Here is a 25,905-nt window from a genome sequence, read left to right on the forward strand (position 1 = left end):
AAGAATGCAGACCGTTTGATCCAGGCCAATGAATCGCCAAGCATCGGCCTGCACGAAGACGCCGCGTCTGTCGCCTGTCAGTCCGAATAGGAGCGCCGGGCGTGCACCTGGATGCGGGCCGGACCGGCGACCCGATACGTAATGTGTCCCCAGCGCACCACTCGCGCCCAGCCGGCCGCCGCGATCGCGCTCAGGTGGAACAGGTCCGGCACTGGCTGGCACACGCCCAGCGCCATTTGCACGAGGCGCACGGACCAGGGGTCGGCGAGGCCGAGCCGGCGCGCGAGCTCGCCCGTCCAGTACTGCTTGAGCCCGCCCAGCCCGGCCAGCAGGCATACCGCCAGGACCGCCATGCCATCGGCCAGGGCCAGCAACACGGCGGCCCCCCATCCGGCCATGCGCAGGCTCACGATGCCGAACGCCAGCCCCCACAGGGCGGGACGATAGATGCGGCACATCTGGTACTGGCGGCGCACGAACGACCACGCCGGCCCCAGCCGCTGCTCATTGGGCGACGGCACCAGCAGCGAAGCGCGCGTCCCCAGGCGCAGTTCCATTTCGACGGCCCGCCTGGCCAGCGCCAGGTCGTCGGACAGCGCATGCTGGAACAGCCCGTGCAGGTCCATGCGCCGCGCCGCCGCGGCGCTGATCGCGATGCTGCCGCCCCATGCCACGCGCGCGAAACCGGGACGCAGGCGCGGCAACAGGCTTACCGAGCGGTCCACCGCGGCGACCAGGTGAGCGCCCAGCCGCTGCCGCGCCACCCGCTGCCAGCGATGTCCGCTGACAATATCGAAACTGCCGGACGCGACCGGCGCCGCCAGCATGCCCAGCCACTGCGGTCCCGGCTGAATGTCGGCATCCATGAGCACGATGACGTCGGTCTCCGGACCGATGCGTTCAAGCGCCGCCTGCTGGTTGCGGCACTTCTGCGCCTGGGCCAGCGCGTGGCCCGCCACGACCAGCTCGACCGGAAACCGCGCGTGCCCGGCCGCCGCCACGGCGCGTGGGAATGCCGGATCGGATTCGGATTCGACACTGATGAACAGGCGGCCAGGCTGCACCGCCTGGGCGTTCAACGCCTCGATCAGCTCGTCGAGGCGCGCGGCGCTGCCCGTGACGGGCAGGACGATCGATATCGACGCATTCGCGGCCGTTTTCACTCTGCGCAGCCGCACGAGCCGCATCAGGATGATGGACAGCGATATCGCGTTAATACCGCACGCAACAATCCAGAGAAAATGCGCCACGAAGTGACTTATTGTAAGTATTATCGACGCGCGAGTTTACTCCAATCCCGGGCCAATGAGAAAGGCCGTTAGTGATTGCTATCACTAACGGCCTTGATACTGCTGGTCGGGACGGCGGGATTCGAACTCGCGACCCCTTGCACCCCATGCAAGTGCGCTACCAGGCTGCGCTACGCCCCGAAAGAAAAAGAGTATATCAGAACAGAAAAAAACCTGCACGGCGCGCGCAGGTTTTCGATGGCAAATTTCAGTGCGAGGCGTTGCCGGCGGCCGGTTGTTCGCCCAGGGCTTCGGCCAGCATGGCCGACACATTGCCGAGCTCGGTGCGCAGCGCCTGGATCTCGGCGGCGCTCAGGCGCACGGCGGCGTCCTGGTCGTGCGGCGTGTCGCGCGCATCGCCCAGCCGATTGCGGGCGCCGCTGATGGTGAAGCCTTGCTCGTACAGCAGCGAACGGATGCGGCGGATCAGCAGGACTTCATGATGCTGGTAGTAGCGGCGGTTGCCGCGCCGCTTCACCGGCTTGAGTTGCGTGAATTCTTGTTCCCAGTAGCGCAGCACGTGCGGCTTGACGCCGCAGAGGTCGCTGACTTCGCCAATAGTGAAATAGCGTTTGGCGGGAATGGGCGGAAGCGCAACAGTGGAGTCGGGACGGGTCATGGAAGGATTTTATGCCGTGGTGCGTCGTGAGCCGATAACAATTGCCGACAAAGCGTATCACTCCCCGCCGTCGGGCGCACCTGCCGGCTCGGCCTGCTCGACCACGCTCTTGAGCTTCTGGCTGGCATGGAAGGTGACGACACGGCGCGCGGCGATGGGGATGGTCTCGCCCGTCTTGGGGTTGCGTCCGGGACGCGGCGGCTTGTTGCGCACCTGGAAATTGCCGAAACCCGACAGCTTCACCGAGTCGCCGCGCGCCAAGGCGTCGCGGATTTCCTCGAAGAACGTGTCGACGATGTCCTTGGCTTCGCGCTTGTTCAGCCCTACGCGTTCGAACAGCAGTTCGGCGAGTTCGGCCTTGGTCAGGGTACGCGGCTCGGCAAGCATGGAAGTCCCCTTGTTCATGTGCGCTGGCGCGCGCCATGGGCGGTCGCCAGCGCCTGGTTGATGCGGGCCAGGCAATCGGCCACGCGGGCTTCGTCCAGCGTGACTTCAGTGTCCTGTAGCCAGAAGCGGAAGGCAAGGCTTTTCTCGGCGGCCGGCGCCTGGCTGTCCCGCGATTTCTCGCGCCACACGTCGAACAGGCGTACATCCTGTACCACCGCCAGTTGCGGATCGGCCGCCACCGTGGCGGCCACCGTGTCCAGCATGGCCTGGGCGCTGACGCGCAGGTCGACCCATAGCGCCAGGTCGCGCACCACCATGGGCTGGCGCGACAAGTCGCGCACTTGCGGCAGGCGCCCCTGCGACAGCGCATCGACATCCAGCTCGAACACTACCGGCGCGTGCGGCAGCTCGGCCTGCAGGGCCCAGCGCGGATGCAGCTCGCCGAGCCAGCCCACCGGCTTGCCGTCCAGGTCGATGCGAGCGCTGCGGCCCGGGTGCAGTGCGGGGTGGACGGCGGGCTCGAAGCGCAGCTGGCCGGCGCGCGCGCCGAACAGCGCCATCACGTCCATCTTGACGTCGTAGAAATCGACGTGCCGGGTGGGCGTGCCCCACTGCTCTTCCAGCGCCGGCCCCCAGGCCGCGCCGGCCAGCCGCAGCGGCTGGCGCACGCCGGCCACCTCGAGGGGGCCGTCGGTATGATCGCCGTCGCGCAGGAACACGCGCCCCAGTTCGAACACTCGCACGCGCGTCTGCTTGCGGTTGGCGTTGTAGCGGATGTTCGCCACCAGGCCGGCGATGAGGCTGGAACGCATCACCGACAAATGGCTGGCAATCGGGTTGAGCAAGCGCACCGGATTGTCGTTGGCGGCGTAGTCGCGCTCCCAGTCGGCTTCCACGAAGCTGTAGTTGACCACTTCCTGGTAGTCCTGCGCCGCGGCCAGCCGGCGCAGCAGATGCGGGCCGCGCCGCTGCTCGGGCTGCGAGAACATCTTGGCCGGCGCCATCGGCGGCACGTCGGGCAGGCGCTCGAAGCCGTAGATGCGGGCCACTTCCTCGATGAGGTCTTCCTCGAGCGTCAGGTCGAAACGGTACGACGGCGGCTCCACGATGAAGTCGTCGCCCTGCACCTGGTGGGGCAGCCCCAGGCGGGTGAAGATTTGCGCCACTTCGGTCTGCGGCACGGGCACGCCCAGCACGCGATGGCAACGCGACAGGCGCATGCGCACCGGCTCGCGGCTCGGCAGCCTGGCGACCTGGTCGTCCAGCGGGCCGGCCTGGCCGCCGCAGATGTCGAGGATCAGGCGCGTGATGAACTCGAGGTGTTCCGGAATGCTGGCGTAGTCGACGCCCCGCTCGAAGCGATGGCTGGCCTCGGAGCTGAACTTGTAGCGGCGCGCGCGCCCGGCGATGGCTTCCGGCCACCAGAAGGCGGCCTCGACGTAGATGTTGGAGGTGTTCAGGGTGACGGCCGTGGCTTCGCCGCCCATGATGCCCGCCAGGCTCTCGACCTGGTCGCCGGCGACCACCACGCCGACCTTGGGGTTGAGCTCGACCGTCTGGCCGTTGAGCAGTTCGAGGGTTTCGCCTTCGCGGGCCCAGCGCACTTCGATGTCGCCGCGGATCTTGTCCAGGTCGAACACGTGCGACGGGCGGCCCAGTTCGAGCATGACGTAGTTGGAGATATCGACCAGCGCCGACACCGAGCGCTGCCCTGCCCGTTCGAGCCGGGTTTTCATCCAGACGGGCGTGGCGGCGCGCGCGTTCACGCCGCGGATGACGCGGCCGGCGAAGCGGCCGCAGAGGTCGGGCGCCTGGATGGACACCGGCAGGCGGTCCGCCAGCGTGACCGGCACCGCGGCGGCGCTGGGCGCCGACAACGGCGCGCCGGTCAGGGCGGCGACTTCGCGCGCCACGCCGAGGATCGACAGGCAGTCGGCGCGATTGGGCGTCAGCTTCAGGGTGAACAGCGTGTCGTCGAGATCGAGCGCCTCGCGCAGCGACTGGCCGGGCGCGAGTTCGGCGGGCAGCTCGAGCAGGCCGGCGTGGTCCTGCGACAGGCCCAGCTCGCGCGCCGAGCACAGCATGCCGGCCGACTGCACGCCGCGCATCTTGGCCACGCCGATCTTGATGCCGCCGGGCAGCTCGGCGCCCACCCGGGCCAGCGGCACGGTCAGCCCGGCGGCCGCATTGGGGGCGCCGCAGACGATCTGCAGCAGCTCGCCGGAGCCGTCGTCGACCTGGCAGACGCGCAGCTTGTCGGCGTCGGGATGCGGGGCGATGGCGACGATGCGGGCCACCACCACGCCGGTGAAGGGCGGCGCGGCGGGCGCCGTTTCTTCGACTTCCAGGCCGGCCATGGTGAGCCGGTGCGCCAGTTCATCGGTTGCGATCGCGGGGTTGACCAGGGCGCGCAGCCAGGATTCGGGAAATTGCATGATCAGCCGTGGGTTATTCGTTGAACTGGCGCAGGAAGCGCAGATCGCCTTCGTAGAACTGGCGCAGGTCGTTGACGCCGTAGCGCAGCATGGTCAGGCGCTCGAGGCCGGAGCCGAACGCGAAGCCGATGTAGCGCTCGGGGTCGAGCCCGAAATTGCGCACGACTTGCGGATGCACCTGGCCGGAGCCGGAGATCTCGAGCCAGCGGCCGCGATTGGGGCCGGAGGTGAACATCATGTCGATCTCGGCCGACGGCTCGGTGAACGGGAAGAACGACGGGCGGAACCGCACGACCAGGTCGTCGCTTTCGAAGAAGCGGCGCAGGAAGTCGGTGTAGACCCCTTTGAGATCGGCAAAGGAGATGTCCTCGGCGATCCAGAGCCCTTCGACCTGGTGGAACATGGGCGAATGGGTGGCGTCGCTGTCGACGCGATAGGTGCGGCCCGGCGCGATGACCTTGATGGGCGGCTGGTGCATGCGCGCATAGCGCACCTGCATGGGGCTGGTATGGGTACGCAGCAGCAGCGGCAGGCCGTCGCCGTCCTGCAGGTCGACGTAGAAGGTGTCCTGCATGGAGCGCGCCGGGTGGTCCAGCGGGTTGTTCAGCGCGGTGAAGTTGGTCCAGTCGTCTTCGATCTCGGGGCCGTCGGCCACGTCGAAGCCGATGGAGCGGAAAATCTCCTCGACCCGTTCCCAGCTGCGGGCGATGGGATGGATGCCGCCCATGGCCCGGCCACGGCCGGGCAAGGTGACGTCGATGGTCTCGGCGGCCAGGCGCGCGTCGAGCTCGGCCTGCGCCAGCTGCGCGCGGCGCTCGTTGAGCAGGGCCTCGATGCGCTGCTTGGCCTGGTTGATGCGGCCGCCCAGCTCGCGCTTCTGCTCGGGGTCGAGCTTGCTCAGGCTCTTGAGCAGCATGGTGAGCGCGCCTTCCTTGCCCAGGAAACGCGCCTTGGCGTTCTCCAGGGCCGTGACGTCGCGCGCCGCGGCGAATCGTTCTTGGGCCTGGGAAACCAGGTCGTCAGCCAGTAGAGTCATGGAATCACAGCCTAAAAACAATGCCCTCGCGCTGCGCCTGCGGCCTGCGGCCCCGGCGGGCTGTTTTGCCTTGGGGCGGCGGCAAAACGCAAACGGGGCCGACAGCCCCGTTTGCAGCGATACGCGATACGATCAGCGCGCGGTCAGGCGGACAGGGCTGCCTTGGCCTGCTGCACAATGGCGGCAAAGCCGGCCTTGTCGCGCACGGCCAGGTCGGCCAGAACCTTGCGGTCGAGATCGATCGAGGCCTTCTTCAGGCCGGCGATGAACACGCTGTAGCTCATGCCCTGCTCGCGCACGGCGGCGTTGATGCGGGTGATCCACAGGGCGCGGAAGGTGCGCTTCTTGTTGCGGCGGTCGCGGTAGGCGTATTGCCCGGCGCGCATGACCGCCTGCTTGGCGATGCGGAATACGTTGCCGCGGCGGCCACGGTAACCCTTGGCGGCGGCGATGACTTTTTTATGACGGGCGCGGGCGGTAACGCCGCGTTTGACGCGAGGCATAGTGGATCTCCGTTATCAAGCGAAAGGCATCATGGCTTTCACGGAAGCCACGTTGGTTTCATGGACCGCCGCCGAACCGCGCAGCTGGCGCTTGTTCTTGGTGGTCTTCTTGGTCAGGATGTGGCGCTTGAAGGCCTGGCCACGCTTGATGGATCCGCTGCCGCGAACCTGAAAGCGCTTGGACGCGCTTTTCTTGGTTTTCATCTTGGGCATGATGATTCCTAAGTTTGTTGATTACATGGACACAGGTGCTTGGGTTCCGGCCGCTTGCATGGCTGCAAGCGGCGGGCCAAGGCTTGCCGGACCTGGGGCCACTTCTTTTTTCCCCGGTAAGCCAGCTGGCTGATCGGGAAAAGCCCTTGATTATATGGTGATTTCGGGTTTTTTGTCGAATCGCCCGGGCCGCCCGGGTCAGCGCAGGGTACAGCGGTATTGCAGCGCCTCGGCCACATGGTGCGCCTGTATGCTGTCCTGGCCGTCCAGGTCGGCCACGGTGCGCGCCACCCGCAGGGCCCGGTGCGTCGCGCGGGCCGAACCGTGCAGGCGCTGCATGGCCTGCTGCAGCAGCTTGCGCCCGTCCGGCTCCAGGGGGCAGCCGGCGTCGATGGCGCGCCCCTGCAGCATGGCGTTGGGCGCGCCCTGCCGCCGCTGCTGGCGCTCCCGGCACTGCGCGACCCGCTCGCGCACGGCCGCCGACGACTCTCCCGGCGCGGCGTCCAGCCAGTCGGCCGGCGCGGCGGGCAGCTCGATGAGCAGGTCGAGCCGGTCCAGCAGCGGCCCGGACAGCTTGCCCGTATAGCGCGCCACCTGGTCGGGCGTACAGTGGCACGGCCGGCTCGGATGGCCGCGCCAGCCGCACGGACAGGGGTTCATGGCCGCCACCAGCTGGAAACGCGCCGGATACTGCACCGCATGACGCGCCCGGACGATGTCCACCCTGCCCGTTTCCAGCGGTTCGCGCAGGGATTCCAGCGCGCGGCGGTCGAATTCCGGCAGCTCGTCCAGGAACAGTACGCCATGGTGCGCCAGGCTGATTTCACCGGGACGGGGCCGCGCGCCGCCGCCGATCAGGGCCGCCGCCGAAGCGCCGTGGTGCGGCGCGCGGAACGGCGGCTGGCCCTGCAGCGCCGCGACGCCGCCGGCCAGGCCGGCGATGGCCGCCACCTCCAGCGCCTGCTCGCGCGACAGGGGCGGCAGCAGGCCCGGCAGCCGCCGGGCGAGCATGCTCTTGCCGGCGCCGGGCGGGCCGACCATCAGCAGGCTGTGCCCGCCCGCGGCGGCGACCTCCAGGGCGCGGCGGGCCATGGCCTGGCCGCGCACGTCGGACAGGCACGGCGGCGCCGCCGCCGCCTGCCACGGCGCCGGCCCAGCCTCGGGCAGCGGCGTGCCGCCCGCCAGGTGCCCGGCGACCTCGGCCAGCGTGCCGGCCGCCAGCACGCGCAACCCCGGCACCCAGGCGGCCACCGCGGCGCTCGCCCCCGGCAGCACCAGCGTGGCGCCGGGCTGCTCGCGCGCGACCGCCAGCGCCAGTGCCAATGGCGCACCCACCGGCACCAGCGCGCCGGTCAGGGACAGCTCGCCGGCCAGCACCAGCGCCTGCAGGCCATCCGGCGCCGAGCCGCCGGCCGGGCCGGGCGTGGCGATCTGGCCGCTGGCCAATAGGACGCCCAGCGCGATGGGCAGGTCGAAACGGGCCGAGGCCTTGGGCAAGTCGGCCGGCGACAGATTGACGGTGATGCGCCCGGCGGGAAACTCGAAGCCGCTATTGAGAATGGCCGCGCGCACCCGCTCGCGGCTTTCGCGCACTTCGGTATCGGGCAGCCCGACGACATTGAAGGCCGGCAGCCCCGAGCCGAGGTGGGTTTCGACGCGCACGGCGGGCGCATCCATGCCGGACAGCGCCCGGCTGGCAAGTACGGCGAGAGTCATGGCGGCTCCTGAGGAAACACCGCCAGTATGCGCAAGCCCAGGCCGCCCGGCGCGGCCCCGCGCGACCGGAATGTCGCGGCCGGCCGCCCTACTTCTACTTACTTGCTGGCCAGCGACTGCCCTTCCAGCGCCGCCACGCGGGCCTCGAGCTGCTGGATGCGGGTATTGAGCTGCTCGACCCGTTCGCGGGCGCGCGCCAGCAGGTCGGCCTGCACGTCGAATTCCTCGCGCGTGACCAGGTCCATCTTGTTGAAGGCCTGGCCCATCATGGCCTTGACGTTGCGCTCGAGATCGGCGGCCGGGCTGCGGGCGATCAGGTCGGACAGGTTTTTCTGGATGTCTTCAATCCACTGGGTACGGTTCATGGCGTGCTCGCGTTCGCAACTTCGATGTGCACAGTGTAGCGGCAAAGGAAAGCGGCCAGGCCGGGCGCGCGCGCCCAAAAAAATGGGCGGGCCGCACGCGACACCGCCTCAAAGCACAGGAGAAAACCGAATCGCCCCAAGGCGACTCCCAGAAGCAATCGCACCACTCGGGCGCTCGCCGCACTGGCGTACGGCATGGACTGATTCTTCCCGAGGCCGCGCCCGGCAACAAGGCGTCGCATGTAATGCCGCGTTTCAGGTGATTCGATACATTTATGTCGAAACCGCAGCGAATTCTGACATGGATGCGATACAAACGTGTCCCCATAACCCTTTGGCATAGGGGCTCACAGCGCAACGCGGACAATTTTCATGCGGGTGGGCGGCACGGAAATCGCCGGCCAGCATCCCGCCACGGCGCTGCAATTCGATACAAGATGGGGCCGTGGGAGATGTTTTGTTGCAGGCGCACGTTCGGCGCGCGACGCACCATCATGGCGCATGCAGGCGCACGGTTTTGCACCATTGCCGGGCAAGCCCGCACGCTGCCGGGGCAGCGCGCCCGCTGGCCGTGCGCCGCCGGCCTTCCGCGATTTGGCATGGATATTGCTTGATTGGGCATGCCTGAGTGCAACCATGAGAGGAATGCCATGAAACTCATCATCGCCATCATCAAGCCGTTCAAGCTCGACGAGGTGCGGGTGGCCCTGTCCGGGATCGGGGTCCAGGGATTGACCGTCACCGAAGTCAAGGGGTTCGGCCGCCAGAAAGGCCACACCGAGCTCTACCGGGGCGCGGAATACGCCGTCGATTTCCTGCCCAAGCTGCGCGTCGAGGCCGCCGTGCCCGACCACCTGGTCGACCAGGTCATCGACGTCATCGAGCAGGCCGCCCGGACCGGCAAGATCGGCGACGGCAAGATCTTTACCGCGCCGCTGGAACAAGTCATCCGCATCCGGACCGGTGAATCCGGCGAAGCCGCGCTGTAACAACAACGATAAAGCAAGACGCATTGGAGCCTGAAAAATGGATAAAGCGGATATCTCCTGGTTGCTCGTTTCCACCCTGCTGGTATTGATGATGGCGGTGCCCGGCCTGGCGCTGTTCTACGGCGGCCTGGTGCGCAGCAAGAATGTACTGTCGGTGCTGATGCAGGTCCTGTGCACCTTCGCCCTGGGCCTGGTGCTGTGGTTCGCCTATGGCTATTCGCTCGCCTTCACGGAAGGCAACGCGTTCTTCGGCGGCCTGTCGCGCGCCTTCTTCTCGGGCATGTTCACGCCCGCCGATGGCGCATACGCCATGTCCGGCTCGCTGACCGAGTTGCTGTTCGCCTCGTTCCAGGCGACCTTCGCGGGCATCACCTGCGCGCTGATCGTGGGCAGCTTCGCCGAGCGGGCCCGCTTTTCGGCGGTCCTGGTGTTCACGGTGATCTGGTTCACTTTCGCGTACGTGCCGATCGCCCACATGGTGTGGTTCGCCTCGGAAACGGCCCCCGGCCTGCTCAACGCGCGCGGCGCGCTGGATTTCGCCGGCGGCACCGTGGTGCACATCAACGCCGGGGTCGCCGGCCTGGTGGGCGCCTACGTGGTCGGCAAGCGCGTGGGCTACGGCCGCGAGGCCATGCAGCCGCACAACCTGCCCATGACCTTCATCGGCGCCGCGCTGCTGTGGGTGGGCTGGTTCGGCTTCAATGCGGGCTCGGCGCTGGCGTCGAACGAAGCCGCCACGCTGGCATTCTTCAACACCATGATCGCCACCGCGGGCGCGGTGCTGGCATGGCTGTTCACGGAATGGGCCGTCAAGGGCCGGCCTTCGATGCTGGGCGCCGCCTCGGGCGCGGTGGCCGGCCTGGTCGGCATCACGCCCGCCGCAGGCCTGGTCGGGCCCGGCGGCGCGCTGGTCATCGGCGTGGTGGCGGGCGCCGTGTGCGTCTGGGGCGTCAACGGCCTGAAACGCCTGCTGCGGGCCGACGACGCCCTGGACGTGTTCGGCGTGCACGGCGTCGGCGGCATCATCGGCGCCCTGCTGACGGGCGTGTTCAATGCCCAGGCGCTGGGCGGGCCGGGCCTGGCCGACGCCGGCGCCATCCTCGGTCAGGTGTGGGTGCAACTCGAAGGCGTGCTGCTCACCATCGTGTGGTCCGGCGTGGTCGCGTGGATCGCCTACAAGATCGCCAACATGCTGTGCGGCGTGCGCGTGCCGGAAGACCAGGAACGCGAAGGCCTGGATGTGACGAGCCACGGCGAATCGGCCTATCACAGCTGATCTCGGCTTTGCCAGGTGTCTGACACCCCGTGCGATGTTCGCTGCCTGCGCAGCGCGTCTCAGGGGGTGTCAGACACCTTCGCCCTTACATGCCGCCCTACTTCATCGATGCCAGGTGTCTGACACCCGTGCGACGCTCGCTGCCTGCGCAGTGCGTCTCGCGAGGTGTCAGACACCTTCGCTCTTGCATTCCGCCCTACTTCATCGATGCCAGGTGTCTGACACCCGGTGCGACGCTCGCTGCCTGCGCAGTGCGTCTCGCGGGGTGTCAGACACCTTCGCTCGAAAAACCCCCACTCGCGCATGCCGCCGCGCTTCCAGCGCGGGGAGGCGCCTATCCGGCGCGCAGGCTGGCGTCGATCAGGCGGCGCGCCGCTTCGGGCAGGTGGCGGGCGGGGCCGCCCCGGCCGAACAGCTGGCTGGAAACAAACGCGCCCTCCAGTAACAGCAACAGGCCGTCGGCCAGCACCTCCGGCTCGGCGGCGCCCATGGCGTGCGCCAGTTCGACCATGCGCGCGCGCAACTGGATCTTGTGCGCCACCGCCACCTGGCGCGCCGGATGGTCCGGCTCGGGGTACTCGACCGCCGCGTTGGTCAGGCCGCAGCCGCGATAGCGGGCGCTGCTGGAAGCGCGCTGGGCCAGCCCCTCGAAATACATCATCAGGCTGGCGCGCGGGTCGTCCGGATGCACCTGCTCGCCGGCGTTGAACTTGGCCCAGAACTCGGCCTCGTAGTCGCGCAGGTACGAGGCCGCCAGTTCGTCCTTGGACGAGAAGCTGCGGTACAGGCTGGGCTTGGTCACGCCCGCCTCGGCCACCAGCGCGTCGACCCCGACGGCGCGGATGCCGTCTTCATAGAACATGCGGCGGGCGGTCTCGCGGATGCGGTCGGCGGCCGGCTTGTGCGGCGCGGCCGGTTCGGCGGATGCGGGGGATTTGCGAGCCATGGGCGGGCGCTCCGGACAACGAACGGGTCATCAAAAATCGCTTGACGATGTTACTGACCGGTACGTAGCATACGAGTTCCAGCAACGTACCGGTCAGCAACATGAGTATATCCCAGCTTCCCCGCCCATTCCGGCGCTATGGCCAGGCGTACGCCTTCGTCGTGGTGGCGGTGATTTTCCTGGCGCTGCTCGTCTCCGCCGGGCTGCGCTCCACGCCCAGCGTGCTGCTCGTGCCCCTGGAAGAGGCCTTTGGCTGGAGCCGCGCCACGGTGTCGCTATCCGCGGCCGTCGGCATTTTCCTGTACGGACTGGTGGGCCCGTTCGCGGCCGCCGCCATGGAGCACTTCGGGCTGCGGCGCGTGCTGATCGGCGCGCTGGCCCTGATGGCCGCCTCGACCTTCGCCAGCAGTTTCATGACCCAGCCCTGGCACCTGCTGCTGACCTGGGGCGTGTTCTCCGGCATAGGCTCGGGCGCGGTTGCGGTGGTGCTCGGCGCCACTGTGGTCAACCGCTGGTTCAGCACCCGCCGCGGCCTGATGATGGGCCTGCTGACCGCCAGCACCGCCACCGGCACCCTGTTGTTCTTGCCGGGCCTGGCGGCGCTGGCTTCGTCGGGCGACTGGCGGCGCGCGGTATGGGCCGTGGCCGCGGGCGCGGCGGCCCTGGTGCCGCTGGCCTGGTGGCTGGTGCCGGACCGGCCGGCCAGCGTGGGGCTGGCGCCCTACGGCACGCCGCCCGGCACACCCCCTCCCCCCGCCGTGCCGCGCACCGGCCTGCTGGCCGCCACGTTCGGCACGCTGGGGCGCGCCATCCGCACCCGCACGTTCTGGTTCCTGTTCGCCACCTTCTTCGTCTGCGGCTTCACCACCAACGGCCTGGTCGGCACGCACCTGATCGCGCTGTGCGGCGACCACGGCATCCCGGAAGTGCGTGCCGCGGGCCTGCTGGCCCTGATGGGCGTCTTCGACCTGATCGGCACGACCGCCTCGGGCTGGCTCACCGACCGCTACGATCCGCGCAAGCTGCTGTTCATGTACTACGGCCTGCGCGGACTGGCGCTGATGTACCTGCCCTATTCCGACTTTTCGTTCTACAGCCTGTCGATCTTCGCGATCTTCTTCGGACTGGACTGGATCGCCACCGTGCCGCCCACGCTGCGCCTGACGACCGAGGCCTTCGGCGAACGCGACGCGCCGATCGTATTCGGCTGGATCGTGGCCGGACACCAGGTCGGCGCGGCCAGCGCGGCCTGGCTGGCCGGCTTCATCCGCGAAACCCAGGGCAGCTACCTGGTGGCGTTCGTGCTGGCGGGCGCCACCGGGCTGGCGGCGGCGCTCATCGCGCTGATGATCCGGCGCAAGCCGGCGGCCGGCGCCCCGGCCGTCGCGCCGGCCTGACGCCGGGCGCGCGGCGCCGCCCGCTCAGGCGGCGTCCGCGACTTCGCCCAGGTAGGCGGCGCGCACTTTCGGGTCGGTCAGCAGTTCGCGCGCCGGCCCCGATAGCGTCAGCTCGCCGGACTCCATCACATAGCCGCGATGGCTGTGCTCGAGCGCCAGCTTGGCATTCTGCTCGATCAGCAGGATGGTCACGCCCTCGGCGGCAATCGCGCGCACCACCTCGAAGACCTTTTCCACCATCAGCGGCGCCAGCCCCATGGAGGGTTCGTCCAGCAACAGCAGCCGCGGCCGCGCGATCATCGCCCGCCCCATGGCCACCATTTGCTGCTCGCCGCCGGACAGCGTGCCGGCGGCTTGCCGGCGCCGCTCGGCCAGGCGCGGGAACAGTGTGAAGACGCGCTCGGTATCCTGGCGCACCTGCGCGGCGTCGCGCCGCACATAGGCGCCCATGGCGAGGTTTTCCTCGATGGTCAGCTGCCCGAAGATGCCGCGGCCCTCCGGCACCATCACCAGGCCGCGCCGCACCAGCTCGAACGACTTGCGCCCGTTGATCGACTGGCCGTCGTAGAGCACGTCGCCGCCGGCCAGCGGCACCAGGCCGCAAATGGCGCGCAGCGTGGTGCTCTTGCCCGCGCCGTTGGCGCCGATCAGGCAGACCAGTTCGCCGGCGTCGACCCGCAGGTCGATGCCGCGCACCGCGCGGATCCCGCCATAGGCCACTTCCAGCCCGCGCAGTTCCAGTAAGGGTCGGGATGCGCTCATGATGCCGTCTGCTCCGATGATTGGGTGGGCGCATCGTGGGCCGCGCCCGCGCCCAGGTAGGCCTCGATCACTTTGGGATCGCGCTGCACCTGGGCCGGCTTGCCCATGGCCAGCACCTTGCCGTATTCCAGCACCAGCACGCGGTCGCACAGCCCCATGACCAGCTTCATGTCGTGTTCGATCAGCAGCACGGTGATGCCGTCGCGGCGGATCTTTTCGATCAGCTGGCGCAACACCACGGTTTCCGAGGCATTCATGCCAGCTGCCGGCTCGTCCAGCGCCAGCAGCTTGGGTTCGGTGGCCAGGGCCCGGGCGATTTCCAGGCGCCGCTGGTCGCCGTACGACAGCGAACGGGCCACGTCGTTGGCGCGCGCGCCGATGCCCACGTAGTCGAGCAGTTCGTGGGCGCGCCGTTCGATGGCGGCTTCCTCCGCGCGGGCGGCGGGGGTGCGCAGCACCGCGCCCAGCACGCCGGCGCGGGTGCGCGCATGGCGGCCGATCATGACGTTCTCGATGGCGCTCAGGTTGGCGAACAGCCGGATATTCTGGAAGGTGCGCGCCAGTCCCGCCTGCGCCACTTCGTGCGGCTTGCGACCGGTCAACGGCGCGCCGTCGAACGTGCAGCGCCCCTCCTCGGGGATATAGAGGCCGGTCAGCACGTTGAACAGCGTGGTCTTGCCCGCGCCGTTCGGGCCGATCAGCCCGTAGATTTCGCCCGCGCGGATGTCGAAGCTGACCTCCGACAACGCCCGCAGGCCGCCGAACCGCTTGCCCAGGCCTTCTGCTTGCAGGATGACGCTCATGCCTGGCCTCCCGCGGGGCTCGCCAGCTCGCGCTTGCGCACGGCGGATGGCCACAAGCCGGCCGGGCGGTACAGCATCACGCAGACCATCGCCAGGCCGAACAGCAGCATGCGGATGCCTTCGGGATCGAGCACCACTTCGCCGAACACGAGCCGCTGCAGCGGCTCCACCACGGCGCGCAGGAACTCGGGCAGGACGGCCAGGATGATGGCGCCCAGGATCACGCCGGGAATATGCCCCATGCCGCCCAGCACCACCATGCACAGCACCGAGATCGACTCGGTCAGGCTGAAGCTCTCGGGGCTGACGAAGCCCTGCATGGCGGCGAACAGCGCGCCGGCCACGCCGCCGAACGAGGCGCCCATGGCGAACGCCAGCAGCTTGATGTTGCGCGTGTTGATGCCCATGGCCTTGGCGGCGATCTCATCCTCGCGGATCGCCTCCCAGGCGCGGCCGATGCGCGAGTTCTGCAGGCGCACGCAGACCAGCACGATCAACAGCGTGATGGCCAGCAGCAGGTAATAGTATTTTTCCGGGCCGGTCACGCGGATGCCCAGCAGGCTCTCGCTGCGGCCGAACATGAACTCGCCGACCTTGAAGCCGTCGATGCGGTTGATGCCCTGCGGCCCGTTGGTGATGTTGACCGGCGCGTTGAGATTATTGAGGAAAATGCGGATGATCTCGCCGAAGCCCAGCGTGACGATGGCCAGGTAGTCGCCGCGCAGCTTCAGCGTGGGCGCGCCCAGCAGCACGCCGAATACGCAGGCCAGCCCCAGACTGATGGGCAGGATCGCCCAGAACGGCAGGTGCAGGTCGAAATGCGGCGACGCCAGCAGCGCCCAGGCATAGGCCCCCACTGCATAGAAGGCGATGTAGCCGAGATCCAGCAAGCCGGCGAAACCCACCACGATATTCAGGCCCAGCGCCAGCATCACGTACAGCAGGGCGAAATTCAGGATGCGCACCCAGCTCTGCCCCGCCATGCCGAGCACGAACGGCAGCACGGCCAGAGCCACGCCGATCAGCACGATGCCCAGCAGGTTGCGGCGCGACAGGCCGGCTTTTTTCATGGCGCCGCTCATGCCCGGTCTCCCACGCGCTCGCCCAGCAGGCCCGAGGGTCGGAAGATCAGCACCAGCACCAGCACGATGAAGGCGAAGACATCCTGGTAGTGGCTGCCCAGGAACCCGCCGGTCAGGTCGCCGATGTAGCCGGCGCCCAGCGATTCGATGATGCCCAGCAGCAGGCCGCCGGCCATGGCGCCCACCAGGTTGCCGATGCCGCCCAGCACCGCGGCGGTGAAGGCCTTCAGCCCCAGCATGAAGCCCATGGTGTACTGCGCCACGCCGTAATACGTGGTGACCATCATGCCGGCCACCGCCGCCAGCGCCGAACCGATCAGGAAGGCGGCCGAGATGACGGTATTGATGTTCACTCCCATCAGGCCGGCCACTTCGCGGTTCTGCGCGGTGGCCCGCATGGCGGTGCCCAGGCGCGTCTTGTGCACCACGGCCAGCAGCGCCCCCATGATGAGCGCCGCGATCGCCACGATGGCCAGCTGCAGCGTGCTCATGCGCGCGCCGCCCAGTTCGAATACCTGCGGCTGCAGCACCTGGGGGAAATTCAGGTAATTGCGGCCCCAGACCATCATGGCGATGTTCTGCAGGATGATGGACACGCCGATGGCGGTGATCAGCGCGGCCAACCGCGGCGCGCGGCGCAGCGGCCGGTAGGCCACGCGCTCGGCGGTCCAGCCCACGGCCATGCAGAGCGGCACCGATACCAGCAGGCCGACGGCCAGCACCGCGAAGGCCGAGACCGAGGGGTCGCCGCCCACCATGGCCGCGGCGACCATGGTGGCCGCCATGGCGCCGATCATGACGACGTCGCCGTGCGCGAAATTGATGAGGCCGATGATGCCGTACACCATCGTGTAGCCCAGCGCGACCAGCGCGTAGACGCTGCCCAGCGTCAGGCCATTGATGAGTTGCTGTATGAAGATGTCCATAGGGGCTCGGAGCCTGCGATCTGCTCACAGAGGGAAAAGCCGCGCCACGCGGACGCAATGGCCGCGCGGCGCCGGTGCTGCGGTGCGGGCGCGACGCGCGCCCGCGAGTGCGAGCCGGCCGCTCAGTTGGCCTGGCTGACCATGGTCTCGACCATTTCCCACTTGCCGTTCTTGACTTCGTAGATGGTGACCGAGATTTCCTTGAGATCGCCCTTGGCGTCGTAGGCGATGTGCTCGCTGGTGGCGCCCTTGCGCTCGAGCTGGGCCAGCTTGGGCAGGTAGTCTTGCGGATCGGCCGAACCGGCCTGCTCGATGGCCGTGATCATGTTCCAGGCGCCGTCGTAGGCATACGGCGCATACACGCCGGGCGCCTTCTTGAAGCGGGCCTCGTAGCGCTGGGCGAAATCCTTGCCGGCCGCCATTTTCTCGAGCGGCACGCCCGCGAGCGAGGCATAGGTGCCGTCGGCGGCATCGCCGGCCAGCTTGATGAAGGTGTCGCTGCGGGTCATTTCGCCCGAGACCAGCGGCGCCTTCAGGCCCAGTCGCACCAGTTGGCGCTTCATGGGGCCGGACTGCGCGTCCAGGCCGCCGTAGAAGATCGCGTCGGGTCCGGCGGCCTTGATGTTGGTCAGGATGGACGTGAAGTCGTTGGCCTTGTCGGTGGTGTACTCGCGGCGCACGATCTCGCCGCCGGCCTTCTTGACCGCCTTCTCGACCTCGTCGGCCAGGCCCTGGCCATAGGCGGTGCGGTCGTCGATGATGGCGACCTTCTTGGCCTTGAGGTTCTCGACGATGAACTTGCCGACCGCCGCGCCTTGCTGCGTGTCGCTGGTCATCATGCGGAACGTGGTGTCGTAGCCCTGGTTGGTGTATTCGGGCGAGGTCGCCATGGCGATCTGCGGCAGGCCGGCTTCGTTGTACACGCGCGAAGCCGGAATGGTGGTACCCGAATTGAAGTGGCCCAGGATGCCGTCGACGTCCTCGTCCACCAGTTGCTGGGCCACCTGCACGGCGGCGCGCGGGTCGGCCTGGTCGTCGCGCGAGACCAGCACGAACTTGGCGACTTCGCCGTCGACCTTGATGCCCTTCTTGTTGGCTTCCTCGAGCGCCATGGTCAGGCCGTTCTGCATGTCTTCGCCATAGTGCGACTGCGGACCGGTCAGCGGCGCGGCGAAGCCCAGTTTGATTTCTTCGGCCTGGACGGCGCCCGCCAGGCAGGCGGCGGCCAGGGCGGCCAGCAAGGCCGGACGGGAAAATGCGGATTTCATGTAAACCCTCCTGTGTGAATGGGGTAACAACCAGGACACGCCGCCGCTTGTGGCGCGGGAGCCCTTTATGAATCGGAATATTAATGTCAACGACCAGCCGCCCGGCGCCTGCCGCGCGGCCGGCCCGGGGTTACCGGAGGCCGGAAAAAGTTGCACCGGATTTTCGGTCAGGTGCAACCCCATGCGCTATTGGCGATAACCCGGTACAACCCGCCCGCTACAGGGCGGCCTTGAAGGACTTGTTCCAGTAGTCCAGGAAACTGGCCTTGGACTCCACCAGCGGCTTGAGGTCATAGGGGTGGATGCGCTCCAGTTCCGCGTCGGTGAAACCCACCCGCTTCTGCAGGTCGGCCGGCAGGCCGGCATTGCGCACGGTGGGCGCATAGCCCATGGCGCGGGCGAAATGCACCTGCCCGGCGGGCTCCAGCATCGCGTTCAGATACTGCCAGGCCGCCTCGTCATTGCGGGCATTGCGCGCCACGGCGGCCTCGAACGTCACGGGGATGGCCCCTTCCTTGGGAATGACGAAGTCCAGCGGCAGGCCGGCGTCCTGCCACTGCAGCGCGCGCGCCTTCCACATGACGGCCATCCAGATCTCGCCGGACTTGAACGCCGCCGCCACGGCCTCGTTGGACGGATAGACCCGCGGCGCGTTCTGCTTGAGCCGGTCCAGGAACTTCTTGCCGGGCTCGAAGCTGTCGGTGCGCTTGGCGCCGCCCACGAACAGGCCGTTGTACAAGTAGAGAATATCGGAAAAGCCGGTGCGGCCCTTGAACGCCGGATCCAGCATGACCTCGAGCGAATCCGGCGGCGAAGGGAATTTCTCGGTGTTGTACACCAGGGTCATCGCGCTGAAGATGTGCGGGATGGAGTACGGCGTCTTGAACTGGTCGTACACTTGCGCCAGGTTGGGCACGCGCTTGGGATCCACGTCCGCCAGCGTGTTCGAGCGCGCCGCGTCGAACATGTCGACCTCGCCCAGCAGCGCCACGTCCATGCTGCCGCGCCGCGAATTGCGCTCGGCGCGCAGCTTGGTCACCCGCGGCACCGCATTGCCGGTGTCAAACACCACATCGATGCCCTGCTTTTCCAGCAGCGGCGAGATGAATTGCTGCAGCAGGCGCTGGTAGTCGCCGCCCCAGGTGCCCACCACCACTTTCGACTCGGCCGCGCCGGCCAGCCCGGGCACGAGGGGCAGCGCGGGGGCCAGCGCCAGCCCGGAGGCGGTCTTCAGGAAGCTGCGTCGATTCAATCCGCTTGGTTTCATGATTTCCCTCTTTGTAGTGTCAACAGGCGGGTCCCTGTTGTTCAACGATGGCGGCGCGCCTCATGGCGCCCTGCCGCCTGGCTCGTCCGGGCAACATCCTGGCTGCGTGGGTTGCATCGGGGCATTCTCGATTCGGCGATACCTCAGGAATATTGGCGGAAACCCGCAAGCGCGGGCGGCGTGGCGCCGGCCGGCGCCAGCGCCACCGGCGCGCCCGGGCCCAGCGCGGCCGCCAGCTCGGCGGGATCGATGTCGCGCGCGATCACGACCACGGCTTCCTGGGCGTCGGCCAGCCGTGCCATGCGGCGCGGCATGCCATAGGTCGTGCCCACCCCCTGCACCAGGATCGGCTCGGCGCAATCGGTCACACGCAGCAGCGCCTTCACCCGCAACAGGCGTTCGCCGCAATAGCCGGCCAGGTCGTCCAGCCACTGTGCGACGTCGTCCCAGGCCACCGGCGCGCGCGCCTGTCCGGCCAGCACGCTGATGCGCGGGTGGCGCTGCGCCGCGCCGGCCGAGGCCGCCAGCGCCTGCGCCGCCAGGCCGGCGGCCGGCTCGCCGGCGACGCCCTCGAATACCTGGCGCAGCATGCCGGCGCGCCCGGCGCCGCCGACCACCTCGGCCAGCGGGTTGAACGCGGCGGCGCGCCGCTGCTGCGCCTGCAGCGCCTGCGGCTCGACCAGGTCGGTCTTGGTCAGCACGATGCGATGGGCTGCCGCCAATTGCGCAGCCGCCTCGTCGAAATGGCGCTCATGGGCGCCGGCCAGGCAGTCGTACGTCGAGACCACCGCCAGCCGGGGCTGGAACGCCGCCAGCACCGGATCGGCCAGCGACGCGATGATGGGGCCGGGGCGGGACAGGCCGCTGGTCTCCAGCACAATGCGCCGCAGCGGCCCGCGCCCCGACGGGCGCGGCGCGTCCAGCAGCGCGGTCACGGTGTCCACCAACCCGCTGCGCAGCGAGCAGCACACGCAGCCGTTGGACAGCATCAGCATGGGCGCCTGGCTGCCGGTGTCGGCCACGATCGCGCCGTCAATGCCGATCTCGCCGGCCTCGTTCACAATGACCCCGGTCTCGCCGGCCTGGTCCTGCCGCAAATAATCCACCAGCAGCGTGGTCTTGCCGCTGCCCAGGAAGCCCGACAGGATGATCAGGTCAACGGACATGGGGCGGACGCCGCGATTCATCGCCGGCCCAGCTGTCGCGCACCATGGCGCGCACATCGGCCAGGAGCTGCTCGGTGTCGTAGACGATGCCCGACTTGATGGTGTACTGCAGCGAGCGCCGCCACTCGACTTGGCCATTGGCGTCGTTCAGGCGCATGGCGCCGGTGCCGTACAGCAGCTTGAAGTCCTGCAGCGGGTTCTGGTCGTGCACCAGCAGGTCGGCGCGCTTGCCTACGTCCACCGAACCGGTGTCCTCGTCCAACCCCATGAGCTCGGCGCCCAGCGAGGTGGCGGCGCGCAGCACCTCCAGCGGATGGAAGCCGGCCTCTTGCAGCAATTCCAGTTCGCGCACCAGCCCGAAGCCGTAGATCTGGAAGATGAAGCCCGAATCGCTGCCGGCGCAGACCCGGCCGCCCAGGTTCTTGTATTCATTGATGAACTGCATCCACAGCCGGTAATTCTGCTTCCACTCGATCTCGTTGGTGGTGCTCCAGCGATACCAGTACGCGCCGTGGCCGCCGCGCTGCGGCTGGAAGTATTTCCAGACCGCGTTCCAGGTGTATTCGTCGTGCCAGTCGGCGCGCCGCGCCCGCATCAGGTCGCGGTTCGCGTCATAGATGTTGAAGGTCGGCACGAAGGTGTGCCCCAGTTCCAGGAACTGCTCCATGACCTCGCGCCACTTGGCGCTGCCGGGCTGGGCGGCCTGCATGAAGGTCTGTCCGGCCAGGGCGAAACGGTAGTATTCGTCGCCGTAGTTGTAGTCGGTGGGAAAGTCCTGCACCACGCGGTTCTCGAACAGCGCCTCGGGCAGGCCGTAATAGTGTTCGGAACTGGTCAGCCCCCAGCGGGCCGATTTCAGCGCGTTGACGCGCGTCACGGCCATCTGCGCATGGTGGCAGCCCGAGCGCAGGCCATGCTTGGCCGCTTCGTCCAGCGCCGCCTGCATCAGGGCCGGCGCCGCGCCGAAGAACTTGATGCCGTCGGCGCCGCGCGCATGGATGCTGCGCACCCACTCGCGCGCCTGGTCCGGCGTGTGGATGGTCTTGACCCGGTCGTTGACGGCCGGGAACACTACGTGCGAAACGATGCGCGGCGCGGCGATCTCGTTGCGCTCGGCCAGGGCGCGCTGCTGGAGCACCCAGCCGAGGCCGTTCATGGCGCCCATCTCGCGCACCGTGGTCACGCCGTGCGCCAGCCACAACTTGTAGATGTAGTCCGCTGGCGGCACCTCGCCGCTCATGGCGTGGTAAGGCGTGCCGATGTGCGCATGGGAGTCGATCAGCCCGGGCGTGACGAACTTGCCGTGGCAATCGATCTCGTGTTCGCCCGGCGGCGGGCGGCGATCCGGGTTGATCGGCTTGCCGGGCGTGCCCACCGCCGCCAGCGCGGCGATGCGTCCGTCCTCGACCACGATGTCGACCGGCCCCCAGGGCGGCGCGCCGGTGCCGTCGATCACGGTGGCGCCGCGCAAGACCAGCCGCTTGAAGGGCCCCGCGCCGCGGTCGCGCCGCGTGGCGGCCGCGGGCGGGTGCCAGCCCTTGGCCGCGTTGACATCGCGCGACTCTTCGCCGGGTTCGCTGTGGGCAAAGGGGTTGTCGAGCGCCATGAGGGATCCTTGGAATGAGGTGGAGGAATCAGCCGATGGACATCAGGCTGGCATTGCCGCCAGCCGCGGCGGTGTTCACGCTGATCGAACGCTCCGCCACCAGTTGCTCCAGCGCATAGGCGGCGCCGGCGGCCAAGGCGTCCGGCGTCAGCCCCTGCACCGCCAGGATCGGGCCGCCGCGGGCGGCGATGCGTTGATTCCAGGCGCGCAGCGCGTCGCCGTCGCCTTCGAACAGGACTCCATGGAACGCTGCCTCGTCGACCGCGTCGTCGGCCAGCAACTCGACCCCGGCCGTCGCGCCGCCCGCGCCCGCCTGCCAGGCGCGGGCGGCCGGCGTATCGAGGAACAGCGCGCGGTTGCCGGTGGCCTGCGCGGCGGCCCATTGCGCCCGCGCGCCCGCCTCGGTGGCGGCCACGCACAGCACCGCGCCGCGCGGCTGCAGCCGATAGGTATTCTGCTCGCCGGTCGGGCCGGGCAAGGTGAAGGTGCGCGGCAAGGGGCCGGCGCCATCGACCCCGGGCGGCAGGCCGGCCGGACGCGTGGCCAGCAGCCGGTACAGGTACAGGGGCCCGCCCGCCTTGGGGCCGGTGCCCGACAGGCCCTCGCCGCCGAAGGGCTGCACGCCCACCACCGCGCCGACGATGTTGCGGTTGACGTACATGTTGCCCGCGTGGACGCGTTCGGTGACGCGGCCGATGGTCTCGTCGATGCGGCTGTGCACGCCGAAGGTCAGCCCGTAGCCGGTGGCGTTGATCTGGTCCAGCACCTGGTCCAGGTCCTCGCGGCGATAGCGCAGCACGTGCAGCACCGGTCCGAACACTTCGCGCGTCAGCTCTTCGAGGCGGTCGATCTCGATCAGCGTGGGCGGCACGAACGTACCGTGCCGGCACTGCGGCCCGATCTCGACCTGGTCGACCCGGTGGCCCGCCGCGCGCATGGCCTCGATATGCCGCAGGATGCCGTCGCGCGCCTCGGCATCGATGACCGGCCCCACATCGGTGGAAAGGCGGTCCGGGTTGCCGACACTGAGCTCGCGCATCGCCCCGCGCAGCATGTGCAGCACATGGTCGGCGCTGTCCTCCTGCAGGCACAGCACCCGCAGGGCCGAACAGCGCTGGCCGGCGGAGTCATAGGCCGAGTTGAGCACATCGAACACGACCTGCTCGGCCAGGGCCGAGGAGTCGACGATCATCGCGTTCTGGCCGCCGGTCTCGGCGATCAGCGGGATGGTGTGGCCGCGGTCGTCCAGGCGGCCGGCCAGGGTGCGGGCGATCAGGCGCGCCACGTCGGTGGAGCCGGTGAACATCACGCCGTCGATGTCCGCGCTGCCCACCAGTTGGGCGCCCACCGTCTCGCCGCGTCCCGGCAGCAGCTGCACCGCGCCGGCGGGCACGCCGGCCGCGCGCAGCACCTGCACCGCCTGCGCGGCGATCAGACTGGTCTGCTCGGCCGGCTTGGCGATCACCGTGTTGCCGGCCACCAGCGCGGCCGCGACCTGCCCGGTGAAGATCGCCATCGGGAAATTCCACGGGCTGATGCACAGCACGGTGCCGAGCGGGCGATGGGTGTCGTTGTTGAATTCGCGCTCGGCCTGGTCGGCGTAATAACGCAGGAAGTCCACGGCCTCGCGCACTTCGGCGATGGCATTGGGCAGCGACTTGCCGGCTTCCCGCACGATCAGGCCGAGCAGCGTCTGCATCCGCTCTTCGAGCAGCTGGGCGGCGCGGCGCAGGCACTGCGCGCGCTCGCCGACCGGCGTGGAATGCCAGATCGGCGCCGTATTCGCCGCCGCGCGCAGCGCCAGCTCGACCTCGTGCGGCTGCGCCTCGATGACATGGCCGACCACGTCGCGATGGTCGGCGGGGTTGCGCACTTCGATGGCCCGGCCGGCATCCCAGGCGCCGTTGCCTTCGCCCAGCATGGGCGCCGCCTGCCATGGCGTGGCGGCGCTGGCCAGCAGTGCCGCCGCCAGCGAGCCCAGCCGGTGTTCATTGGTGAGATCCAGGCCCGCCGAGTTGAGGCGCGCGCCGCTGCCCGGCGCGCCATACAGCTCGCGCGGCAGCGGGATTTTCTCGTGCGGCGCGCCCAGCGGCGTGATGCGCAAGGCCACTTCGACCGGATCCGCCACCAGCTCGTCGACCGGAATATCCTCGTCGCCGATCAGGTTCACGAAGGACGTGTTGGCCCCGTTCTCGAGCAGGCGCCGCACCAGGTAGGCCAGCAGCGTCTCGTGGGTGCCGACCGGCGCATAGATGCGGCACGGCCGGTTCAGCTTGCCTTGCGAGAGCGGCCCCACCACTTCCTCGTACAGGGGCTCGCCCATGCCATGCAGGCACTGGAATTCGTACTGGCCGGGATAATAATTCTGGCCCGCCAGGTGGTACACCGCCGCCAGCGTGTAGGCATTGTGGGTGGCGAATTGCGGGTAGACGGCCTCGGGCGCGCCCAGCAGCTTGCGCGCGCACGCCAGGTACGCGACGTCGGTATAGACCTTGCGCGTGTAGACCGGGTAGCCCTCCAGGCCTTCGAGCTGGGCCTGCTTGATCTCGCTGTCCCAGTAGGCGCCCTTGACCAGGCGCACCATCACGCGGTGGCGGCTGCGGCGCGCCAGGTCGATCACATAGTCGATCACGAACGGCGCGCGCTTCTGGTAGGCCTGCACCACGAAGCCGATGCCGTTCCAGCCTTCGAGCTCGGGCTCGAAGCACAGCGATTCGAGCAGGTCCAGCGAGATTTCCAGCCGGTCGGCCTCCTCGGCGTCGATGTTCAGGCCGACGTCATAGCTGCGCGCCAGCACGGCCAGGGCCTTGACGCGCGGCAGCAGCTCTTCCATGACGCGCTCGCGCTGCGCCCGCGCGTAAGTCGGGTGCAGCGCCGACAGCTTGATGGAAATGCCCGGCCCTTCGTAGATGCCGCGCCCCGCGGCTGCCTTGCCGATGGCGTGGATGGCCTGCTCGTAGGACGCGTAGTAGCGCTCGGCATCCTCGCTGGTGGTGGCCGCCTCGCCCAGCATGTCGTAGGAATAGCGAAAGCCCCGGGCCTCGAGCTTGCGGTTGTTGGCCAGCGCCTCGGAGATGGACTGGCCCGACACGAACTGCTCGCCCATCATGCGCATCGCCAGGTTCACGCCCTTGCGCACCAGCGGCTCGCCGCCCTTGCCGATCAGGCGCGTCAGCGCCCGGGACAACGACTGCTCGCTGTTGACGGCGACCAGCTTGCCGGTCAGCATCAGTCCCCAGGTGGCGGCATTGACGAACAGCGACTGCGACCCGCCCATGTGCGAACGCCAGTCGCCGCGCGCGATCTTGTCGCGGATCAGCGCATCGCGCGTGGCCCGGTCCGGGATGCGCAGCAAGGCCTCGGCCAGGCACATCAGCGCCACGCCCTCCTGGCTGGATAGCGAGAACTCCTGGATCAGCCCCTCCACCCCGCCGCCGCCGCGCTTGTCGCGCAGCGTCTGCACCAGGCGCGCGGCCATGGCGTGGATCTTCTCGGGACTGGGCATGCGCGCCTGCCCCAGCAGCAGCGGCACGCATTCGGGCTCCGGGCGCCGGTAGGCGGCAGTGATGGCCGCGCGCAGCACCGACTGGGGCTGCACGTCCTGCCCGAACTCGAAGAACGGCGGCGTCGGGCTCGGCGGGCTCGACTCGGTGTCGTCGTCGTCGGTTTCCTCTTGCGACAGGTGAGAGATTTCCGCTGGTAGCTGGCCGCGCTCGATTCTGTCGAGATAAGCCAGGAGCGCCTGCTTGTGCAGCCAGTGCGGCGTGCAGTTCAATTGCCGCGCGGCGGCCTTCAGGCGATCGCGCAAGGTGTCGTCCACCTTGACGCCCAGTGTCGTACTGGCCATGATGAAT

General features: G+C 68.7%; 22 protein-coding genes and 1 tRNA gene. 3 read left to right on the forward strand and 20 right to left on the reverse strand.

Features of this window, described 5'->3' with window-relative positions:
• Nucleotides 1-77 precede the first annotated feature (77 nt).
• From CAL24_RS12745 to CAL24_RS12790, 10 genes are all read right to left on the reverse strand, one after another.
• Nucleotides 78-1,163 (reverse strand): glycosyltransferase, encoded by a 1,086-nt coding sequence (locus CAL24_RS12745; protein ID WP_170947081.1) that lies wholly within the window; start codon nucleotides 1,161-1,163, stop codon nucleotides 78-80.
• Between the two features lie 190 nt (nucleotides 1,164-1,353).
• Nucleotides 1,354-1,430 (reverse strand) — tRNA-Pro (locus tag CAL24_RS12750).
• 67 nt (nucleotides 1,431-1,497) lie between these two features.
• Nucleotides 1,498-1,908 (reverse strand): MerR family transcriptional regulator, encoded by a 411-nt coding sequence (locus CAL24_RS12755; protein WP_028355851.1) that lies wholly within the window; start codon nucleotides 1,906-1,908, stop codon nucleotides 1,498-1,500.
• Nucleotides 1,909-1,965: 57 nt separating this feature from the next.
• Nucleotides 1,966-2,295 carry an integration host factor subunit alpha gene (locus CAL24_RS12760; RefSeq protein ID WP_028355850.1) on the reverse strand — a complete coding sequence of 110 codons (330 nt, stop codon included), beginning with the start codon at nucleotides 2,293-2,295 and terminating at the stop codon, nucleotides 1,966-1,968.
• A 14-nt stretch (nucleotides 2,296-2,309) separates the two neighbouring features.
• Complete coding sequence (pheT, locus tag CAL24_RS12765; RefSeq protein ID WP_094806891.1) at nucleotides 2,310-4,730, reverse strand: phenylalanine--tRNA ligase subunit beta; 2,421 nt, start codon at nucleotides 4,728-4,730, stop codon at nucleotides 2,310-2,312.
• A gap of 13 nt (nucleotides 4,731-4,743) precedes the next feature.
• A complete protein-coding gene (pheS, locus tag CAL24_RS12770) occupies nucleotides 4,744-5,766 on the reverse strand; it encodes a phenylalanine--tRNA ligase subunit alpha (RefSeq protein WP_028355848.1) in 1,023 nt (340 codons plus the stop codon).
• A 143-nt stretch (nucleotides 5,767-5,909) separates the two neighbouring features.
• Nucleotides 5,910-6,269, reverse strand: a complete 360-nt coding sequence (gene rplT, locus CAL24_RS12775; RefSeq protein ID WP_012249551.1) for a 50S ribosomal protein L20 — start codon at nucleotides 6,267-6,269, stop codon at nucleotides 5,910-5,912.
• 15 nt (nucleotides 6,270-6,284) lie between these two features.
• Nucleotides 6,285-6,482, reverse strand: a complete 198-nt coding sequence (gene rpmI / locus CAL24_RS12780) for a 50S ribosomal protein L35 (protein ID WP_012249552.1) — start codon at nucleotides 6,480-6,482, stop codon at nucleotides 6,285-6,287.
• A gap of 198 nt (nucleotides 6,483-6,680) precedes the next feature.
• Nucleotides 6,681-8,198, reverse strand: coding sequence for a YifB family Mg chelatase-like AAA ATPase (locus tag CAL24_RS12785; protein ID WP_094806892.1), 1,518 nt, complete (start codon nucleotides 8,196-8,198; stop codon nucleotides 6,681-6,683).
• Between the two features lie 98 nt (nucleotides 8,199-8,296).
• A complete protein-coding gene (locus CAL24_RS12790) occupies nucleotides 8,297-8,563 on the reverse strand; it encodes an accessory factor UbiK family protein (RefSeq protein ID WP_028355846.1) in 267 nt (88 codons plus the stop codon).
• 650 nt (nucleotides 8,564-9,213) lie between these two features.
• Here CAL24_RS12790 and glnK point away from each other — a divergent pair.
• Together glnK and amt are read left to right on the forward strand one after the other, a co-directional pair.
• Nucleotides 9,214-9,552: a P-II family nitrogen regulator gene (gene glnK / locus CAL24_RS12795; protein WP_012249555.1), complete on the forward strand. Its 339-nt coding sequence runs from the start codon at nucleotides 9,214-9,216 to the stop codon at nucleotides 9,550-9,552.
• A gap of 37 nt (nucleotides 9,553-9,589) precedes the next feature.
• On the forward strand, nucleotides 9,590-10,828 hold the full coding sequence (gene amt / locus CAL24_RS12800) for an ammonium transporter (RefSeq protein ID WP_028355845.1): 1,239 nt from the start codon (nucleotides 9,590-9,592) through the stop codon (nucleotides 10,826-10,828).
• A 334-nt stretch (nucleotides 10,829-11,162) separates the two neighbouring features.
• On the opposite strand, the gene CAL24_RS12805 is transcribed toward amt, so the two are convergent.
• Nucleotides 11,163-11,774 (reverse strand): TetR/AcrR family transcriptional regulator, encoded by a 612-nt coding sequence (locus tag CAL24_RS12805; protein WP_028355844.1) that lies wholly within the window; start codon nucleotides 11,772-11,774, stop codon nucleotides 11,163-11,165.
• Nucleotides 11,775-11,875: 101 nt separating this feature from the next.
• Here CAL24_RS12805 and CAL24_RS12810 point away from each other — a divergent pair, with 101 nt between their 5' ends.
• The gene (locus tag CAL24_RS12810; RefSeq protein ID WP_028355843.1) at nucleotides 11,876-13,171 is read left to right on the forward strand and encodes an MFS transporter; all 1,296 of its coding nucleotides are present in this window, start codon (nucleotides 11,876-11,878) and stop codon (nucleotides 13,169-13,171) included.
• A 24-nt stretch (nucleotides 13,172-13,195) separates the two neighbouring features.
• On the opposite strand, the gene CAL24_RS12815 is transcribed toward CAL24_RS12810, so the two are convergent.
• The 9 genes from CAL24_RS12815 to putA all read right to left on the reverse strand — a co-directional run bounded on the left by CAL24_RS12815 (nucleotide 13,196) and on the right by putA (nucleotide 25,898).
• Nucleotides 13,196-13,933, reverse strand: coding sequence for an ABC transporter ATP-binding protein (locus tag CAL24_RS12815; protein ID WP_028355842.1), 738 nt, complete (start codon nucleotides 13,931-13,933; stop codon nucleotides 13,196-13,198).
• Nucleotides 13,930-14,736, reverse strand: a complete 807-nt coding sequence (locus CAL24_RS12820) for an ABC transporter ATP-binding protein (protein WP_028355841.1) — start codon at nucleotides 14,734-14,736, stop codon at nucleotides 13,930-13,932. Before CAL24_RS12820 ends, CAL24_RS12815 begins: the two co-directional genes overlap by 4 nt.
• Nucleotides 14,733-15,818: an ABC transporter permease subunit gene (locus CAL24_RS12825; protein ID WP_094806893.1), complete on the reverse strand. Its 1,086-nt coding sequence runs from the start codon at nucleotides 15,816-15,818 to the stop codon at nucleotides 14,733-14,735. The genes CAL24_RS12820 and CAL24_RS12825 overlap by 4 nt, the downstream gene beginning before the upstream one ends.
• On the reverse strand, nucleotides 15,815-16,744 hold the full coding sequence (locus CAL24_RS12830) for a branched-chain amino acid ABC transporter permease (RefSeq protein ID WP_028355839.1): 930 nt from the start codon (nucleotides 16,742-16,744) through the stop codon (nucleotides 15,815-15,817). The genes CAL24_RS12825 and CAL24_RS12830 overlap by 4 nt, the downstream gene beginning before the upstream one ends.
• A gap of 122 nt (nucleotides 16,745-16,866) precedes the next feature.
• Nucleotides 16,867-18,012, reverse strand: coding sequence for a branched-chain amino acid ABC transporter substrate-binding protein (locus CAL24_RS12835; RefSeq protein ID WP_094806894.1), 1,146 nt, complete (start codon nucleotides 18,010-18,012; stop codon nucleotides 16,867-16,869).
• A gap of 217 nt (nucleotides 18,013-18,229) precedes the next feature.
• Complete coding sequence (locus tag CAL24_RS12840; RefSeq protein WP_094806895.1) at nucleotides 18,230-19,279, reverse strand: ABC transporter substrate-binding protein; 1,050 nt, start codon at nucleotides 19,277-19,279, stop codon at nucleotides 18,230-18,232.
• A gap of 143 nt (nucleotides 19,280-19,422) precedes the next feature.
• Nucleotides 19,423-20,445 (reverse strand): CobW family GTP-binding protein, encoded by a 1,023-nt coding sequence (locus CAL24_RS12845; protein ID WP_094806896.1) that lies wholly within the window; start codon nucleotides 20,443-20,445, stop codon nucleotides 19,423-19,425.
• The gene (locus tag CAL24_RS12850; protein WP_094806897.1) at nucleotides 20,435-22,051 is read right to left on the reverse strand and encodes an amidohydrolase family protein; all 1,617 of its coding nucleotides are present in this window, start codon (nucleotides 22,049-22,051) and stop codon (nucleotides 20,435-20,437) included. The genes CAL24_RS12845 and CAL24_RS12850 overlap by 11 nt, the downstream gene beginning before the upstream one ends.
• A gap of 28 nt (nucleotides 22,052-22,079) precedes the next feature.
• Nucleotides 22,080-25,898: a trifunctional transcriptional regulator/proline dehydrogenase/L-glutamate gamma-semialdehyde dehydrogenase gene (putA, locus tag CAL24_RS12855; RefSeq protein ID WP_094806898.1), complete on the reverse strand. Its 3,819-nt coding sequence runs from the start codon at nucleotides 25,896-25,898 to the stop codon at nucleotides 22,080-22,082.
• Between the last annotated feature and the right edge of the window lie 7 nt (nucleotides 25,899-25,905).

Source organism: Bordetella genomosp. 2 (assembly GCF_002261345.1).
In the GTDB taxonomy this organism is placed as follows: domain Bacteria; phylum Pseudomonadota; class Gammaproteobacteria; order Burkholderiales; family Burkholderiaceae_B; genus Bordetella_A.

Bases quoted from the DNA above. Each gene is read 5' to 3' on its own strand.
- CAL24_RS12815 (WP_028355842.1), bottom strand. From the start codon at position 13,933: ATGAGCGCATCCCGACCCTTACTGGAACTGCGCGGGCTGGAAGTGGCC.
- CAL24_RS12845 (WP_094806896.1), bottom strand. From the start codon at position 20,445: ATGTCCGTTGACCTGATCATCCTGTCGGGCTTCCTGGGCAGCGGCAAG.
- amt (WP_028355845.1), top strand. From the start codon at position 9,590: ATGGATAAAGCGGATATCTCCTGGTTGCTCGTTTCCACCCTGCTGGTA.
- rpmI (WP_012249552.1), bottom strand. From the start codon at position 6,482: ATGCCCAAGATGAAAACCAAGAAAAGCGCGTCCAAGCGCTTTCAGGTT.
- CAL24_RS12810 (WP_028355843.1), top strand. From the start codon at position 11,876: ATGAGTATATCCCAGCTTCCCCGCCCATTCCGGCGCTATGGCCAGGCG.
- CAL24_RS12840 (WP_094806895.1), bottom strand. From the start codon at position 19,279: ATGAAACCAAGCGGATTGAATCGACGCAGCTTCCTGAAGACCGCCTCC.
- CAL24_RS12790 (WP_028355846.1), bottom strand. From the start codon at position 8,563: ATGAACCGTACCCAGTGGATTGAAGACATCCAGAAAAACCTGTCCGAC.
- CAL24_RS12805 (WP_028355844.1), bottom strand. From the start codon at position 11,774: ATGGCTCGCAAATCCCCCGCATCCGCCGAACCGGCCGCGCCGCACAAG.
- CAL24_RS12760 (WP_028355850.1), bottom strand. From the start codon at position 2,295: ATGCTTGCCGAGCCGCGTACCCTGACCAAGGCCGAACTCGCCGAACTG.
- CAL24_RS12825 (WP_094806893.1), bottom strand. From the start codon at position 15,818: ATGAGCGGCGCCATGAAAAAAGCCGGCCTGTCGCGCCGCAACCTGCTG.
- CAL24_RS12755 (WP_028355851.1), bottom strand. From the start codon at position 1,908: ATGACCCGTCCCGACTCCACTGTTGCGCTTCCGCCCATTCCCGCCAAA.
- CAL24_RS12785 (WP_094806892.1), bottom strand. From the start codon at position 8,198: ATGACTCTCGCCGTACTTGCCAGCCGGGCGCTGTCCGGCATGGATGCG.
- pheT (WP_094806891.1), bottom strand. From the start codon at position 4,730: ATGCAATTTCCCGAATCCTGGCTGCGCGCCCTGGTCAACCCCGCGATC.
- pheS (WP_028355848.1), bottom strand. From the start codon at position 5,766: ATGACTCTACTGGCTGACGACCTGGTTTCCCAGGCCCAAGAACGATTC.
- CAL24_RS12820 (WP_028355841.1), bottom strand. From the start codon at position 14,736: ATGAGCGTCATCCTGCAAGCAGAAGGCCTGGGCAAGCGGTTCGGCGGC.
- glnK (WP_012249555.1), top strand. From the start codon at position 9,214: ATGAAACTCATCATCGCCATCATCAAGCCGTTCAAGCTCGACGAGGTG.
- rplT (WP_012249551.1), bottom strand. From the start codon at position 6,269: ATGCCTCGCGTCAAACGCGGCGTTACCGCCCGCGCCCGTCATAAAAAA.
- putA (WP_094806898.1), bottom strand. From the start codon at position 25,898: ATGGCCAGTACGACACTGGGCGTCAAGGTGGACGACACCTTGCGCGAT.
- CAL24_RS12850 (WP_094806897.1), bottom strand. From the start codon at position 22,051: ATGGCGCTCGACAACCCCTTTGCCCACAGCGAACCCGGCGAAGAGTCG.
- CAL24_RS12830 (WP_028355839.1), bottom strand. From the start codon at position 16,744: ATGGACATCTTCATACAGCAACTCATCAATGGCCTGACGCTGGGCAGC.
- CAL24_RS12835 (WP_094806894.1), bottom strand. From the start codon at position 18,012: ATGAAATCCGCATTTTCCCGTCCGGCCTTGCTGGCCGCCCTGGCCGCC.